The following is a 16,638-nucleotide window of genomic DNA, read 5'->3' on the forward strand; positions in this document are numbered from 1 at the left end:
ATATCCATTAATACCTGCGGCGCTTTCGAGTCAATCTTGTTGCCACTCGATGGCCCCATATCAAACCGCGCAGAAAAGATGGCAATCGTTGGTGTCGCAATAATCTTCTACGTTTTAAAAACCAATGAAGATTATTCAAGATTTTCACAACTGAACGGATAGAGTCAGCGCTGCTTCTATGCCGGAATGCGTGACGATCGATTTCTTGGATTATCTCTCCAGCATTGCTGGCGAGAACCGCAAACTGTGAAACCAGTTTTCCAACTCCAGCGTATTTAATATTCGTCGACCTATCCCCCTTCTTCACCGCATTACTGTAGGCCAAACTATTTTGGTAAGATCGCTCGAATCCAAAAGATTCGTCAAAGACATCCTCCCCGCTTTGCTTAAATGCAAATCTATCGAATTGACCCATTTTCTGCGAGTGAACTTGGTTCTTGCCACGGGATGTATTTTGCGGACTTAACTTAATGGAATTGGTTATATCTTTTCTGCTAACAATGATCTGAATGTGATACTGTAAACCTTCTTTTCGATCCCCTGCCTTTTTAGACCCATCTTTGACCTGTTTATCTTTATAACTATAGTATCTAAATTTTTCAACTTTCCCGAACCATAGCAGATCTCTGTTGGAAGTCACCCCTTTGCGCTTAAAATTCTTGGCATATTCGTCCATCATTTTAATAGCATACTCTTTTAGCTTTTCCGCGACCTTTTCCTCGCCAAACCGTTCTTTTAAGTAAGACAACTCTTTTTGGCTGGGACTAAGATTGACCAAATAAAACTTACCATCTATCTTACTTAGCTTTGCGACATTCGCGTCAATGGAACTACGTACTTTGAAAGGTGCAATGATGTTCGAGGATTCATTGAACCAAAGTTCCTTTGAAAAGCCTACCAGCTTATTTTCCTTTTCCAAATAATTGACCAACTGTGCACAACTCCCCGTATTCCCGCCTGTTTCAGATTTCGTAATATTGATGAACATGGCTCACGTATTAAAGCCTGAACAAGGCTTCCAAGGCATTTCTACGAATTTCTTCTTTGCCTGTAGCAGAAGCATTCCATCCTAGTTTATCACGCGAGGAGATATAGGATTCCAAAATGAGCTTGAAACGAGATTTCAATGTATTCTTATCTAATGAGCTGTGGGAAAATTCCGCAAACATTTTCATATAGCGTTGTTGCGACTCATTGATCTGGCCTAACTTTTCTGCGAAGTTTTCCGATTGGTCGAGTACCATGTTAATTGATGCATCAAGCCGATCTAGAATCCCGTATTGCGGTATAATCAGATCTTTTTCCTGCTGTTTTGAAAACGCTATGATCCGTGAAATGCCCGAGGATATCTGCCTTTTCAATAATTCGTCATTTACATCTACCGGATCCTTCTTGGTGTGATAAAAATAGTCCACCGTTTGGCAAATGATCATTTTCTTCGAACGTCCTAGTTTCAGAGAAAGTTTAGAAAGCTTTTCGTCTGTAGCGATTGGGAAACGTACAGACTTTGTTCCATCTTGAATATTGTCCATGCTGCGTACTGATTTGTTAACAGCATAATTTATCAAGGCCGTTTAAGCTTGGCAAATGCTTAGCTATCATTTAAATAGTATTGAACAGTAATGATTCAATTATTTATAAGAACCTGTTCTTTATCAAAGGTATAATCATGCATTGGCGGATAGAAACTTAATTTTTCGCATGCTTTTTAATGGTGTATGTGCACCTTGGATAATTTGTGCAGCCCAAGAAATCTCCATATTTGCCTTTCTTAAGTAGCATGAATCCACTTTGGCACTTGGAACAAAGAAGGTTGCTACTTAAAATATCTGTAGTTTTAAAAGTTTGCGCACATTGAGGAAAATTCGAACATCCAAGAAATTCACTCCCATCTTTTTTCCCCTTTCGAACGACAAGTTTACCCGTCTTGCAATAAGGGCAGTGAGTAACAGATACCATTCCATTGCTCTTGGTCATCATAAAAGCCAAATCCCTGCCTAGCTCTTCAGCAGAAGTTCTCCATCGTGGCTCATCGTGGCATTGTTTTTTCCATCCCAAGTAAAGACGGCTCTTTTTTTAAAAACTTTATTTACCCCATTGTAAATTCTTAAGTGATAATCAAAGATTAATTCTGATTCTTGTGCGTTGGCAAATGCAAAAAAGCATACCAATATAGCTGTGAAAATTGTTTTTGATGTTTTCATGATATTAAATAATTCTCTCTATGTGCTTAGCAAAAATAATTTTTAAGCATTTATCAAAAAATAACTAGAGGTAGTCATTTTTATAACTTGTCGACTATGGATTGTAGCTAATAAAGCTCTCCTGTGGTAAACATTCTGGTTTTTGATTAGTACCTTAGTTCATGATAGCTATTATATAGTCTTGAGAACTAAGGTTTAGTTAAGTTTAAAAAACTGTGGACTTGTGTGTCAGTCCACTGAATTTGGATTTCTCATTGAAGGACTTTAACTTTAGTATCTGAACTGAGCTTGCAGGACTATTGGGAGGTGGTTTGCGCCCCTCCACAGTGTGGAATTGCCCATCGTTTTCCTGAACAGCTCAGTTTCAATCACTTCATAAATATTAACTTCTCATTCTTTATTCTTACTATTCTTACAGTTGGTTTAATGCCGCAGTTGTTACCAACGTGAGATAGGATACCAAAAAAACTTCTATCCTATTTTAGAGTATAAACTTTGCTGTAGTTGGCGCCGCTGCTACCTTATCTGCATCGATTTATGCGCCATTGACAGCCCTAGTATTGGTTTGTAATTTAGTTCCTAATGGATATCAACTTTTTGTTCCCATTCTGATCGCAACTTTTGCAGCGAAATACTTCGCTAGATTAATCTTACCGTACATTATCTACACTTACGATTTCCATCTAAACAAGGGATAAGTAATAGAAAGAATTCTATATCTTCATGTCTAATAAATGCACCAAACATGAAAGATTTCTTTAAAGAACTTCTAGAATATAGCTCCTATTACAATCGACAGTTAATTGATGTTATAAATCAAGACCCTTCACAAGTTTCTGAAAAAACCACTTCTTTAATGAGCCATATGCTGAATGCACATCACATCTGGAACTATAGGATTGCTGGAGAAAAACCATTATTTGCAGTATGGCAGAATCAACCGAAGGAAGTCATGCTGGAAATCGAGTTGACGAATTTCAAGTCTAGTGAAGATATTTTGGAGAACTATGCATTAGACCATATTGGCATATACACAAATAGCCAAGGACAGCAATTTGAACGCAATGTTCGCGATATACTGTTTCATATCATCAACCATACAACTTATCACAGAGCGCAAATTGCAAGCGATTTTAAAGTAATTGGTTTAACTCCTCTCCTGACCGATTACATTCATTACAAACGTTAAGTAAGGTTTTAGAATTCCTTGAATGAATGGACATAAAATTACCTCAATATCATGAAGCATCTTGAATCACATTTTATCGAGCTGTATTCAAAATACGGAACCGATAATAAACTTATCAAACAGTATTGGACTGCGCTAAAGCATCAGTATCTTTCCAACGGAAGATACTACCATAACTTACACCATATTGAAGCAATGCTAACAGAATTGGAAGCGGTAAAGGAAATGCTAGTGAATATTGATTTAATCTGGTTTGCTGTATTTTATCATGACGTTATTTACATACCCCAATCTAATAGTAATGAGGAAGATAGTGCTATCTATGCGAGAGAGCGACTAATCAATACAAGCCTAAATAATAAACAAATCGATCTAATCGTGGCGTTGATTTTAGCTACAAAAAAACACGAGCTTCACCAAGAATCTGACTTCAATTACCTAGTTGATGCAGATCTTAGCATTTTGGGGAAGCCCTGGGAAGATTACTTGCAATACACAAAAAATATACGGAAAGAGTATGCGATATATCCTGACATAATTTATCTGTCCGGACGTCGTAAAGTCTTAAATCACTTTTTAGCCAAAGACCAAGTTTTTAAGACTCATTGGTTTCAGGAACGATACGAGGAACAAGCGAGAGCCAATATAGCAAGAGAATTGGCATTATATTGATGTGTAAGGATAGATCCTTTAAATAATACTTGAACATTAATCTATTTACTCCAGCACTGTAATTTGCTCTAAACTAGTTACCCCCAGTAAACTAGTAACCCTCAAGTAAGCCATGCTACATCAAAAAATCTGATAGTTACCTTTGTATATCGAAACGAAAATAAAATGGAAAACAACACCCATACATCTAAAGTACTTATCGCAAAATCATATGGACCATCAGATGTCCTAGAATTTCAGGAAATCACATTCGATACCCTACCACAGGGCTTTGCAAGAATCCGTGTCAAGGCAGCAGGGATCAATCCCATCGATGCAAGACGCATGACCGGCGAGTTTAAGCACGCTGGATTACCGCAAACATTCGGTACAGAATTCACCGGAGAAATCATTGAGATCGCAGACGACCATAGTGATTTTAAAGTAGGTGATGCTGTTCTGGGCTCTGGAAATGGTTTTACCCATGCTACGGTAATCGATGTTCCTGTTGGAAACCTTATTCGTCGTCCCGAAAATATCGCGTGGGAAGTAGCAGGCTCTATTGCTGGTGTTGCACAAACAGCAACAACAGTGCTTGATGAAATTGGACCTATCAAGTCATTATTAGTACATGGCGCGTCTGGCGGTGTCGGTTCTATCATCGTTCAATTAGCGAAAGAAAGAGGTATAACCGTTGTAGGAACGTCATCAAAAAGAAACCTGGAATACGTGAATTCCCTAGGCGCTACCGCAGTAGAATACGGAGACGGATTAACAGGACGAATCAAAGAAGTCTTCCCGAACGCATTCGATGCATCCATCGACATGGTCGGAAATGAACAAGCCACACAGGTGTCTCTTGAGGTCGTAAAAGAAGACGGAGTTATCGGTACAATTGCAGGAAAACCGACTTCTTCAAAACGTGTAGTACCTTTCTGGGTGAAAAGAAATCCACAAAATTTACAACATGTAGTCAATGGCATCGAAGCCGGAAAATTTACCTGGGAAATCGACAGTACATTCCCATTTGAAAATGCAGCAGAAGCCTATAGCAAGATATTAGAAGGTCACACTAGAGGTAAAATTGTGCTAACGTTCTAATAACAAACCCCTATAAATAACTCGAATGAAAAAGCCAGGTCAGTAGACTTGGCTTTTCTTGTATAGTTGTTCAACAAAGGATGTACTACCCTACTTCAACCTACTCCCCTTTTAAAAACCCTTTCAAACCCAATACAAACCCAAAGCAGACCCAACTGGAAAGGGCTTTCATTGGGCTCTAAATAGCCTATGAAAGCCCTATAACTAAAGGTTGATTATTTGAATTCCCTTATTCGTCTTCGGCATAATTCTCGACGATGTTATCTAATGACCTTTGCCCTCATGGAAATGAATCCCATCGATTGGTGCGTCAGAGTAGATAATCGCATCGGTCATTCGAATGTGATACCCTTTTTTAGGGTTCGTTACGACGACTTTTACATTATGTTTTCCTTTTGGTAGCTGATACTTCCAGAAGATTTCGTGCTTCCTCGTTTGGTAATCCGTTGGCATTTTCGTGCGTTCCACTTCTTTGCCATCGATGTAAACCGTCAATTCAAGCGTGTACTCTTCCGTGATGTTTGCATCTTTAGCAGCATTTCCCTTGATCACGATGCCCGTTCCGGTGAAATCGAAAGCATGTTCTGACGTCAGTTTTCTGCTGCCCAAATTCATACGCTCAATCGGATAGGTTCCCTCGAACGCTTTTTCATAGCGAACAGCCTTTGGTTGCTGTACATTGATCACAATCTCATTAGCCCCTACTTTACCACCATTCCTCTTAATCATCTGAATAGCATGTTTATAACCAATCTCGTAAACCTTATTTAAAGAAATATCGGTGTACTTGAAGTTGATATCTTCGGCTTCTTTAAGTCCCATTTTCCAATAAGTCGGAATTTTATCATAGCCTAATATAGTCCCCAAAACACCTCCAGCATTCGAAGGATTACAATCGGAGTCCTGCCCTGCTCGCGTCGATATCTCTAGCGTCTTGGTGAAGTCACCCTCCCCATACAATAATCCAAGTACGATATAGGCTGCATTGATCTTTGCATCGATATTAAATGGGCCAAATGCTCCGTCCGGACATCCATGCGCTTCTGACCATTTCTTCTGCAGCTCGAACCAGGTTTGCTTCCAATCATTCGGATATTGAGCATGCCATTTGATCACGTCTGCTATACATTTATAAAAATCACTCTGCGCTGGCACGGTCTTCAAGGCTTCCTTGACTACGAAATTGACATCATCAGAGATATAAGCGATAGTGTACAATGCTCCGACATAAACACCGCCATACCATCCATCGCCGTAATTCATAATATGGCCAACTTTATCCGATATATCAGAAGCCGAATTCGGCATGCCGGGGTTCATTAACCCTGCAAAGTCAGCTTCGATTTGGTAATCGATGTCATCTGCATGTGGGTTGTTAAGCCAATGTCCCGACTCAGGCGGCATCACACCATTCAATATATTATAGCGGGCCGCTTGATTTGCATGCCAAAGAACATATTCCGCATTGGCGAAAGCGTTAGCAAAATCTGCCGCCGGTGCGTCAATTCCTTTCTTCTCGATTACATCCACGAAGGTGAGATCCATATAGACATCATCGTACAGCCCTGGCAACTCGATCATGGTTTTCTTGATATAACCATCATACCAAGGAATCACCTTATTATCCGGAATATAAGTGCCGTTATATTTAAATTCAGTTGGGCCACCAAAGGTTACACCTATCACTTGACCAGCCCATCCGCCTTTAAGTTTATCCTTTAATACTTCGGGTTTCATTTTCGCTTGCTTCGGAAGACTGTTTTGCGCATAGCTGGCGGCCGTGAAACAAACAGCACATAAAGCAAGAGCGATTTTTGGAATAAAAAGTTTTTCTTCATAGATTTTTTGGTTTTACAGCGTTAGCATTATGGCTATACGCAAGGCTAATACCATAAAAGTAAATGAAACCCTAATCAGAAAAAGACATATTTTGTACAAAATTGATAATTACAAATTGGCACCTACAATTTGTATTTGCTTATATACAGCTATATATCAATACGATAAATCCTGAAATAATCAAACTTTACAACATTCCCATTAGCAAATGTCAAGGGTGATATAATTTTCAATTCTAGAAAATTATGTATTGATACGTTTTGAGCCTAATGATAGGAATAAATGGTCGCCCACCCTACTTATCCCCCTTTAGCCGATCAATAGAAGTAAATACGCCACTTTGCTTTAAGAGCCACATCCCTAGCTTCTCTTCAGCAATACCAGGGGCAATCTTATACGTAAATACTGGCAATCCATTTTCATCACCTTCTATCTTCATCCGCATAAAATCAATGGAAGGCACCTCCTGAAGCTGTTTGGAGAGCTCGGTAATATGCGATGACACAATTACATAGGGGCCATCGACTTCCGCAAGGCTTTTCATGACATCAAGAATAGCATTTGACGCATCGCTATGATTTGTCCCTTTAAAAAGTTCGTCAAGGATAATGAGCGCATTCGAATCCACTGGCAATTGATCGACGATTTCCTTTAAACGGATCGCTTCCACATAGAAATGGCTATACCCCAACTCTAGATTATCTTGCAAATTGATACTCGTAAATACCCCGTCGATAAGATCGGTTTGTATAGCATCTGCAGGCACAGGAAAGCCGATATGCGTAAGGTAAAGTGCGGAGGCAATAGATTTGATAATCGAGGATTTACCCGCCATATTTGCCCCTGTCAGGAACCAAATCTTCTTCTCCTGTTTCAATGAAATATCATTTTTTACGGGCGCTTTATGAAAAATATGATAAACACCTTCCATCTTGATCTCGCCGGTTTCATTCTTAGGGTAAACTTCTGGATAACAGAATCCTAAGCTTTTTGATATTTTGGCTACAGCCAGGTAGGCGTCCACTTCAAAAAAGAAACGTATCAACTTCTTCAACTTTGGAGCTAACTCATAACGAATTAATCGGTCGAGCGATTCAATATTCAATATATTGACTTTAAGTTTGTCGGTTACATGCTTTTTCCCTTTATATATTTGGTTGAGGCAGTCGTTCGTCAAATTGATCATTTCCGTCATGTCCTCATAAACCTGATGTTTGTTGACTTCCTGATAAAACTTCATCGACGAGATTAGAAACTCTGAGGCTTCTAATATAGAGCGCTTTCGATAATAGTATATTGGGGAGCGAACACCGAGGAAGTCAAGAAAACTTATGCCATGACTCGCGCCCGAGTGGGAAGCATGGATATACTTCTCCAAATCCTTAACGATGACACGATAAAACGGAAAATCTACATTTGCAACAGGTTCTAGGCGACGAATTTTCTTCTGTCGATCCTTGATACCTTCAATATTCAACAAGGGCGTGTAAAAGACATCCCGAAAGTAATCCTGCCCACCCTCAGTAATGGCTTGATCAAAAAAATCATAGATTGTTCTTCCACTATAATCACGCAGTTGAATATCTTTTAAGGTTTGTTCGTCGATTAGAAAGGTTACTGCCATAAGTATTCCTAATATACAATTTATTGTTTTTACTTAAATCTTTTTTTAAAACCCTTAAAAACGGTTTTAGTTAACTTATAATTATGAGATGCAAAAACACGACATTCTCCATAATTAAATCGATAAATAATAATTACAAAATATTGATTTGCGCGAACAGTAAATAAGTGATAAAGTGCTGAAATTCAGTAAAAAGCGCGTATCATTACCTATAATCGATAGCAGTAATTACTGATTTTAAAGCATATTTACCGAAATTCAGATAACATTTTGGTCAAGATGAGAATAGCGATCATTTCGGATATACATGGAAATCTACCAGCATTGATTAATGTGCTAGACGATATTCAGGCTAGAGAAATCCAGCAAGTCTATTGCTTGGGCGACCTGACAGACTTTGCACCCTGGCCAAATGAATGCATTCACTTAATTAAGACATTAAATATCCCTTGCATACAGGGAAATCATGACCAATGGATCGCAGAAGATAGTGCTATCGTCTCTTTGGCGCATCATTCTCCCGAGGAAGCAAGAGTGAGAGAAATCGCTATCAATCACAGCAAAGCTATCGTTACTGGCGATAATAAAATCTTTCTAGGTGAACTCCCTTTTCAAATTCGATTGGATTATAGAATTGGAAACAAGCATTGGCAGATATTGCTGGTTCATGCTCATCCCGACAGCAATAATCAACACCTCTATGAAGATGAGCCCGATGAAACCTTTGCATTTCTGTTGGAGCGAGAGCAAGCCGATGCATTAGTCATGGGGCATACACATTACTCCTTCATCAAAGCAATCGACAGCAAATGGGCTATCAATTGTGGATCGGTGGGTCGATCAAAAGAAGCGAATAGAGACGCTTCCTATTTGATTATTGAAATTTGCAAAGACCGCATAGTCCCAGAGATCATACAGTTAGATTTTAATAAATCGTCCGTAAGGAATGCTATAAAAAATAGTGACATCCCCGATTTCTATGCGGACTTTTGGGACGCTAAATAGTAATTATTCTACAGTCAGACCCTTGAAAACAAACGCTTCATTTCCTGCCCCAGAACCTATTTCAAATTTCAGCATGGCAAGCTTAGGGATTTTAACTTCCAATGGGAAAGTCATTGTAAAAGCATAGGGAATATCAATTTCTGGCTTGTCAACAAATAAATGCGCCGTTCCATTCATTGCAAAATCAGTTTTAATAATTCTTCCTTCAGGAGTAATTATATGAATATCATGCGCCTGTATCGGTCTGTATCCTGTCGTAGCGGTATGTTGCTTAATAATGCCATTTATGACAATATTGTTAGCATCGGAATCAAACTGTACTTTATTGAGAATGACTTCGTATGTTTTCGATTTGATTTTCGGTTCAGATTGCTGTAATTGTAATACGCCTTCGTAATAAGGAATGCGATCTTCGAGCTTGTGAACTGCAGCTTGCAGGCTATTAATCTGTGAATTTAAGTTTTCGATTTTTGCATGCAATTGATCTATTGTGAGTTTTTCCTGTGCAAAAGAAACCGATGACAATGCAATAATAAAAGCAGTTGTAGAATTAATAGTTTTTAGAAGCATAATAGTATAGTGTAGTAGAGTTAAAATTCTATAGAAAATTAGCAAGTATAACCAACAAAAAAGAAAGTTTTCAGAAAAAAAGTTTTCTTAAATAACAATTCACAGTCTCGAAGCGTATGAAATCGATTTCGTTACTTTTATCTCATTATATCTATATGTAATAGTATTTTAGAATATCGTATCGCATAACCTTTTTTAACCAATTGAAATGAGCCGCTTCCTTATTTTTATTTTTATTCTGTTGATAGCTATTCCTTCAAAAGGAATGTTGAACCCAAAAGTCGAGCTAAATTTATTGACGAAAAGCTTTTCAGAAGAAGATATACGGAAAAGTTTATCAAGCTCAAAAAAATGGGTTCCCTATCCGGATTACAAGGATCGTCACGGCTGGAAAGCTTTAACCCTTTCTGTCTATAATACTTTGATTGAAGAAGGTGAAGCTTGTTTAAAGTACCAATGGCAAGTCGTCAAAGCGACAGATTACCTTGCGTTTGAACGTAACGGCTCTCGAGTAATTATGGAAAAGCCGATGAATGAAAATGCCAAAGCTTTAAGCAAGTTATTTTTAGCCGAACTTGCTGAGGGCAAGGGACGATTTCTCGATCAAATCATAAATGGGGTTTGGTACTTCACAGAAATGAGCACCTGGTCATTATCCGCACACGTCCCGGGGTATCAATCTTCCAAGCGAAGCTTGCCGCAGTCGGACACTCATGTGGTTGACCTTGTTGCAGGTGATATGGGTTCTATGCTCTCATGGATTCATTACTTCTTTAAGGCAGAAATGGATAAGGTAAATCCGGAGATTGCTTCCCGTCTAAAAACGAACATTAAAGCGCGTGTAATACAACCTTATTTGACACGAAATGACATGTGGTGGCAGGCCTTCGACATAACGCCAGCACAAGTGGTTAACAACTGGAATCCTTGGTGCAATTTCAACGTACTGACTTGCTTGCTTTTAATCGAAGACAATGAACAGCAGAAAGTCGCAGGGATTTACAAAACGATGCAATCGGTTGATAAATTCATCAACTATATCAAGCATGATGGCGCTTGTGAGGAAGGCCCGTCCTACTGGGGACATGCTGCAGGAAAATTATACGATTATCTCAAAATGCTTTCATTGGCTACAGGGGATAAAGTCAACTTCTTTGATCAACAAATGATCAAAGACATGGGCGAATATATCGCCCAGTCCTATGTCGGCGGTGATTCATGGGTTGTTAATTTCGCCGATGCCTCTGCAAAAAGTACTGCCGATCCGCTATTGATCTACCGTTATGGCCGTTCGGTAAACAGCAAAGAAATGCAACGATTTGCCAAATACCTTCACGATAAGGAGCCAACGCAATTTAGATTTGGCAGAGATGCCTTTCGAAGTTTAGAGGATTTAGCGACCTTTCAACACATTGCTCTGGAATCTTCCTCCACTCCAACAAACGCTTATAAATGGTATCCGGAAACAGAATTTCTCTATATACGAGATCAAAACCTATTCTTTGCCGCCAAAGGCGGATTCAACAAAGAAAGTCATAACCACAATGACGTCGGCAGTTTCCTGCTGTTCTTGGGTGAACAACCGGTATTTATCGACGCGGGTGTCGGCACCTATAATAAAAAAACATTTTCGAAGGAACGTTACGATATCTGGACGATGCAAAGCGATTACCACAATCTTCCTCGAATTAATGGATATCAACAACGCTTTGGCGCACAATATAAATCACAAAACAACAGGTTTGACGCCAAAAAGCGGGAATTTGAGCTTGAGATTGCTGGAGCCTATCCGAAAGAAGCTAAGATCAACTCTTGGATACGCAAATATAGAGTCGAGAATAAAGGCTTGCTAATTACCGATCAGTTTGATATTGAAAGTCCACTAACGGAGCATGTTATTCATTTTCTGTTGGCAAAAGAGCCAAGGGTAAAAACCGGAATTGTGGAACTTAATGACGGTGCCTATGCCCTATCTTATGATAAGTCTTTATTCGACGCATCGGTAGAAGCAATTGAGCAGGATGATATTCGATTAAGCAAAGTTTGGGGCAATCAGATTTATCGCCTAAGCTTGAAAGCAAAGACGACAACAAAGAAAGGAGTCTACCGTTTCAGTATAAAATAAGAAGCAGAAGGCCCGCCGAAACACCTTAGTGTATCTTCTGTTGACGAAATAACCCACTAACATCTGACCTATGAAAATAAGCTTGAACAAATTAAAAACTATCCCTATTGTAGCCGCAGCAAGTGCTGTTCTTTTTATCAATATGATTCCAAGCCAAACGAATTTTATTGATAAAGCTTTTAAGTCGGCGGAGAAGCAATATGAATCTCTTTGTAAGGAAGCTGAGGTCTTGAAACGATTCCCACGCACCATAGATAAAGAGGGCAAACTGAAAGGAACTGATGAATGGGATTGGACAGGAGGATTCTTTCCGGGCTCATTATGGTTCTTATACCACCAATCAGGAAATGAACAAACCAAAGCAGAAGCGATCAAATGGACTGAGGATTTGGAAAAAGCTAAAGATCTAGACCAGCATCATGATATTGGCTTCGTTATGTATTGTTCCTATGGAAACGGAATAAAATATTCAAATGACCCTGCAAAGATTAAAGAATATCAAGACATTATCATTCATTCGTCAAATACCGCACTGCGTCGCTTCGATCCGAAAGTAGGTTTGATAAAATCATGGAATAAAAAGAAAGCTTGGGATGAAAAAACGGTTTGGGAATACCCTGTCATAATCGACAATATGATGAATCTGGAGATGCTCTGCTATGCCTCTGACTTAACAGGCGATCCGAAATATAGGAAGGTCGCGATATCTCATGCCGATAAGACCATGAAGAACCACTTCCGGAAAGACTACTCTACGTACCATGTTGTTGACTATGATAAGAACGGAAAAGCAATTCATCATCAAACGAATCAAGGCTATGCCGACGAGTCGACTTGGTCGCGCGGACAAGCATGGGCAATATATGGATTTACCATGATGTACCGAGAGACTAAAAAAGTCGAATATCTGAAAACTGCGCAGCAAGCCGCTAAATTCTATATTAACCATCCTAATCTACCGTCTGATAAGATTCCTTATTGGGACTTTAATGCACATCAGGATGGCTATCGTTCCGACGTTGACTTTCCAAAACGTCAATTAGATTATATCCCGCGAGATGCATCCGCTGCTGCCATCGTTGCATCAGCATTGATTGAACTTTCGACATTTTCTAAAGCAAAGGATAAAGCGCTATTTTTAAGTTTCGCAAAGGAAACACTTGAAACCTTAGCTTCTCCTGCTTATTTCGCAGATTACGGTACGAATGGCGGATTTCTGTTGAAACACAGCGTTGGAAGCCAGCCCCATAACTCGGAAGTCGATGTACCACTAACGTACGCTGATTATTATTTCCTAGAGGGATTGACGCGCTTAAAAGAACTAAAGAACTAATTTATTCAGAATACTTGTTTTCTTACTGTACACATATCTTTATTGGTCTGGTCGCAGAAGCGATTAGAGGTTGAATAGTTTGGCCTACAGCACAGGATAGCTGTTTGAACTAATCTGGTTATTTTAGTTATATTGCATTAAGAAACCTATTTTTCTGAAAGTGTCTGTTTTCAAAGACGATCAAGAACTTTCAATCTTGTTTGTGCTTCAATGGAAACGTGATAGTTTTAATCAAGCATATACCTAAACAAATCACTTATGATTAGAAGATCAGTTATACTCTCCTATCTAATGGCAATGACTTTATCCTACGGGCATGCCCAAGAATGGAAACCCTCGGGCGATAAGATTCTGACGGAATGGGCGACTAAAGTCGACCCTAAACAACCTCATCCGGAATATCCCAGACCTCAATTGGTAAGATCGAACAACTGGCAGAATCTGAATGGTCTTTGGAAATACGCAGTTACCGATATTTCTGTATCGCAATTACCAACGAATTGGGATGGAAATATACTCGTTCCTTACGCTATCGAGTCTGCGCTATCTGGCGTTGGGAAGAGCCTGAATAAAGATCAAGCTCTTTGGTATACAACTGATATCGTTCTTTCCAAAAAACTAAAAAATGAGAAAACGATTCTTCATTTCGGCGCAGTGGACTGGCAATGCGAAGTTTTTGTCAACGGGCAGTCTGTTGCGAAGCATGAAGGTGGATTTAATTCCTTCAGTGTCGATATCAGCAAAGCTCTAAAAAAGGGAAGCAAACAACAAATAGCAGTTCGCGTTTGGGATCCTACAAGCGACGGTCCTCAACCAAGAGGAAAACAAATAAACAAACCACATTCTATTTGGTACACCCCTGTTTCCGGTATATGGCAAACAGTTTGGTTAGAATCAGTACCCAAATCATATATCAAAAGTACCCATCAAACTCCTCAAGTAGATCAATCCAGCTTAACATTCTCTGCAGATATTGAAGCTGCCCAAGCGGGCGACCTTCTACACATCATCGCCTACGATAATGGAAAGAAGATCGCGGAATCATCAAATGCGCCTACTGAGACTCAACAACTAAAGCTAGAAAATATCAGTTTATGGAGCCCAAGCAACCCAAAACTCTACGACTTAGAAGTGAAGCTGATGCGGAAAGGCAAGGTCGTTGACCAGGCTAAGAGTTACTTTGCGATGCGTAAGATTTCGAAAAAAACTGATCGGAAAGGGATTGAGCGAATGTACCTCAATGATGAGTTTCTCTTCCATTACGGTCCCCTAGATCAAGGTTGGTGGCCCGATGGATTACATACAGCACCAACGGACGAGGCGCTTAAATTCGACATAGAAAAAACCAAGGAAATGGGCTTCAACATGATCCGTAAGCATATTAAAGTTGAGCCTGCTCGTTGGTACAGACACTGCGATAGTATCGGAGTTTTAGTTTGGCAAGATATGCCAAGTGGAGACCTAGGGGGCAACAACTGGGACATGCACCCCGGTAAATTCCGCGCGGGAAAGCAAGATAAAGACCGAACGCCAGAGTCAGAGGCTATATTCAAGAAAGAGTGGAATAGCATCATGACACAGTTGCATAACTTTCCAAGTATCGTAGTGTGGGTGCCGTTCAATGAGGCTTGGGGACAATTTAAAACGAAAGAAATCGTAGAATGGACCAAGCAAAAAGATCCTTCTCGCCTTGTTAATGGAGCAAGCGGAGGAAACTACCTTGCTCCTGGCGATATATTAGATCTCCACAACTATCCTGAGCCCGCTATGCCAGATCCTGCTAGATTCGGTAAAGACTTTATTTTGGCAAACGGTGAGTTCGGTGGATTAGGTTTGCCCATTGAAGGACATACCTGGCAAGCAAAAGATAACTGGGGATATCAATCCTTTAAGAGCGTTGCAGAACTAAAGAAACGCTATTCGGAATTGATTACGGATCTAACCAAACTATTACAGCTAGGACTTTCTGCAGCTGTTTACACACAAACTACAGATGTAGAGATTGAAACCAATGGTCTCATGACCTATGATCGAAAAGTCATCAAGATTCCTACAGCAGAACTTAGGGAAATTAATGAGAAGCTCTACGACAAGAACTTGATCAACTAGATTATCTATAGCATAACAAATCTCTAGTAATGAGGCGTTTTAATTAACAGTCTCATTACTATTTTTCTATATCCAGGCACCTATTTGATAAGTACTTTGAAGAAATGCATTCGCTCATCCTCAACGTCTCCAAAGAAATGATTACGAAAATAAAGCTCCTTATCTGTTTTCCAGAATACATCAATTAAAGTGCAGAGATCAAAGCCATAGTCAGCGATACTTAGAGGCAATCTAGCAAGTAACCCATATCCTTTTGATTCCTTTTTCTGAATAAAATATTCTGAACATTCCTGGCCTGGAAACCACCCATTAAGGCGATATTGCCCAGACGGCGACGCAATGATATAGGCAGGATTTCCAACTAATTCCACATCGGCCAAACGTTTTTCTAAATCGATAGAGAAATCGGACGTATGACCTCCTTCCATCAGGAGAATACGTTCCGACGGATAATAACGGACGAAACCTGCATCCCAAGTGTATTTTAAATAGTTCGGGTTGATCGTGTCGCCATTATTGAAGCGAATAAAAGCGATCGATTCGCCTACAATATTCGAGTCTACTTTAAAACTGTCATTCCAGCCGCCAAAAGTTACCTCGCCTTTAAGCATTTCCTTTGCGATGGAAAAATCGCTAATATAAGGAATCGTGTCTTGCTCACTCGGCACTTTCGATAGCGCCTTAGCTTTGAAAAAGTCAATGGAATCGATTATAGACAAGGATAATGTGTCATTCTCATAAACAATTTCTCCTACAGAAACAGAGTCTACAACCGACACAACCTGTTGTACCTCAATTGGCTGTTTATCCTGTTTTTTATTCTTGTACGCTATGAATAGCAGGACTAACAACACGGCTATGGGGATATTTATTTTATAATTTTTCATC

At 39.6% G+C, this 16,638-nt stretch carries 16 protein-coding genes; 8 read left to right on the forward strand and 8 right to left on the reverse strand.

From position 1 onward, the window contains the following. Positions 1 to 7: 7 nt before the first annotated feature. The 4 genes from DSM08_RS10215 to DSM08_RS10230 all read right to left on the reverse strand — a co-directional run bounded on the left by DSM08_RS10215 (position 8) and on the right by DSM08_RS10230 (position 2,204). On the reverse strand, positions 8 to 988 hold the full coding sequence (locus DSM08_RS10215; RefSeq protein WP_149526056.1) for a DUF5712 family protein: 981 nt from the start codon (positions 986 to 988) through the stop codon (positions 8 to 10). A gap of 10 nt (positions 989 to 998) precedes the next feature. Continuing rightward, positions 999 to 1,532, reverse strand: a complete 534-nt coding sequence (locus DSM08_RS10220; protein ID WP_149526057.1) for a BfmA/BtgA family mobilization protein — start codon at positions 1,530 to 1,532, stop codon at positions 999 to 1,001. A 157-nt stretch (positions 1,533 to 1,689) separates the two neighbouring features. After that, the gene (locus tag DSM08_RS19445; protein ID WP_149527700.1) at positions 1,690 to 1,980 is read right to left on the reverse strand and encodes a topoisomerase DNA-binding C4 zinc finger domain-containing protein; all 291 of its coding nucleotides are present in this window, start codon (positions 1,978 to 1,980) and stop codon (positions 1,690 to 1,692) included. Positions 1,981 to 1,997: 17 nt separating this feature from the next. Continuing rightward, positions 1,998 to 2,204, reverse strand: coding sequence for a hypothetical protein (locus tag DSM08_RS10230; RefSeq protein ID WP_149526058.1), 207 nt, complete (start codon positions 2,202 to 2,204; stop codon positions 1,998 to 2,000). Positions 2,205 to 2,692: 488 nt separating this feature from the next. On the opposite strand from DSM08_RS10230, the gene DSM08_RS10235 reads away from it, so the two are divergent. The 4 genes from DSM08_RS10235 (at position 2,693) to DSM08_RS10250 (ending at position 5,145) form a co-directional block, all read left to right on the forward strand. Next, positions 2,693 to 2,902 carry a chloride channel protein gene (locus tag DSM08_RS10235; RefSeq protein WP_149527701.1) on the forward strand — a complete coding sequence of 70 codons (210 nt, stop codon included), beginning with the start codon at positions 2,693 to 2,695 and terminating at the stop codon, positions 2,900 to 2,902. Positions 2,903 to 2,949: 47 nt separating this feature from the next. Continuing rightward, entirely contained in the window at positions 2,950 to 3,393 is a 444-nt protein-coding gene (locus DSM08_RS10240; protein ID WP_149526059.1) for a DinB family protein, read from the forward strand. Between the two features lie 51 nt (positions 3,394 to 3,444). After that, on the forward strand, positions 3,445 to 4,065 hold the full coding sequence (locus DSM08_RS10245) for an HD domain-containing protein (protein ID WP_149526060.1): 621 nt from the start codon (positions 3,445 to 3,447) through the stop codon (positions 4,063 to 4,065). Positions 4,066 to 4,230: 165 nt separating this feature from the next. Beyond that, positions 4,231 to 5,145, forward strand: a complete 915-nt coding sequence (locus tag DSM08_RS10250) for an NADP-dependent oxidoreductase (RefSeq protein ID WP_149526061.1) — start codon at positions 4,231 to 4,233, stop codon at positions 5,143 to 5,145. A 264-nt stretch (positions 5,146 to 5,409) separates the two neighbouring features. Here the strand turns inward: DSM08_RS10250 and DSM08_RS10255 are convergent, their stop codons facing one another. After that, positions 5,410 to 6,882, reverse strand: coding sequence for an ADP-ribosylglycohydrolase family protein (locus DSM08_RS10255; protein ID WP_149526062.1), 1,473 nt, complete (start codon positions 6,880 to 6,882; stop codon positions 5,410 to 5,412). A gap of 397 nt (positions 6,883 to 7,279) precedes the next feature. Beyond that, the gene (locus tag DSM08_RS10260; protein ID WP_149526063.1) at positions 7,280 to 8,608 is read right to left on the reverse strand and encodes a MutS-related protein; all 1,329 of its coding nucleotides are present in this window, start codon (positions 8,606 to 8,608) and stop codon (positions 7,280 to 7,282) included. Positions 8,609 to 8,887: 279 nt separating this feature from the next. On the opposite strand from DSM08_RS10260, the gene DSM08_RS10265 reads away from it, so the two are divergent. After that, positions 8,888 to 9,613: a metallophosphoesterase family protein gene (locus DSM08_RS10265; protein WP_149526064.1), complete on the forward strand. Its 726-nt coding sequence runs from the start codon at positions 8,888 to 8,890 to the stop codon at positions 9,611 to 9,613. Between the two features lie 3 nt (positions 9,614 to 9,616). Here the strand turns inward: DSM08_RS10265 and DSM08_RS10270 are convergent, their stop codons facing one another. Continuing rightward, positions 9,617 to 10,183 (reverse strand): hypothetical protein, encoded by a 567-nt coding sequence (locus DSM08_RS10270; RefSeq protein WP_149526065.1) that lies wholly within the window; start codon positions 10,181 to 10,183, stop codon positions 9,617 to 9,619. Positions 10,184 to 10,448: 265 nt separating this feature from the next. On the opposite strand from DSM08_RS10270, the gene DSM08_RS10275 reads away from it, so the two are divergent. From DSM08_RS10275 to DSM08_RS10285, 3 genes are all read left to right on the forward strand, one after another. After that, entirely contained in the window at positions 10,449 to 12,308 is a 1,860-nt protein-coding gene (locus tag DSM08_RS10275; RefSeq protein ID WP_187773835.1) for a heparinase II/III domain-containing protein, read from the forward strand. A gap of 82 nt (positions 12,309 to 12,390) precedes the next feature. Further along, positions 12,391 to 13,641 carry a glycoside hydrolase family 88 protein gene (locus tag DSM08_RS10280; RefSeq protein WP_246172212.1) on the forward strand — a complete coding sequence of 417 codons (1,251 nt, stop codon included), beginning with the start codon at positions 12,391 to 12,393 and terminating at the stop codon, positions 13,639 to 13,641. Between the two features lie 258 nt (positions 13,642 to 13,899). Beyond that, a complete protein-coding gene (locus tag DSM08_RS10285; protein WP_149526068.1) occupies positions 13,900 to 15,750 on the forward strand; it encodes a glycoside hydrolase family 2 protein in 1,851 nt (616 codons plus the stop codon). Between the two features lie 80 nt (positions 15,751 to 15,830). On the opposite strand, the gene DSM08_RS10290 is transcribed toward DSM08_RS10285, so the two are convergent. Then, positions 15,831 to 16,637, reverse strand: a complete 807-nt coding sequence (locus DSM08_RS10290) for a hypothetical protein (protein ID WP_149526069.1) — start codon at positions 16,635 to 16,637, stop codon at positions 15,831 to 15,833. Between the last annotated feature and the right edge of the window lies 1 nt (position 16,638).

Source organism: Sphingobacterium hotanense (assembly GCF_008274825.1).
GTDB classification, from domain to species: domain Bacteria; phylum Bacteroidota; class Bacteroidia; order Sphingobacteriales; family Sphingobacteriaceae; genus Sphingobacterium; species Sphingobacterium hotanense.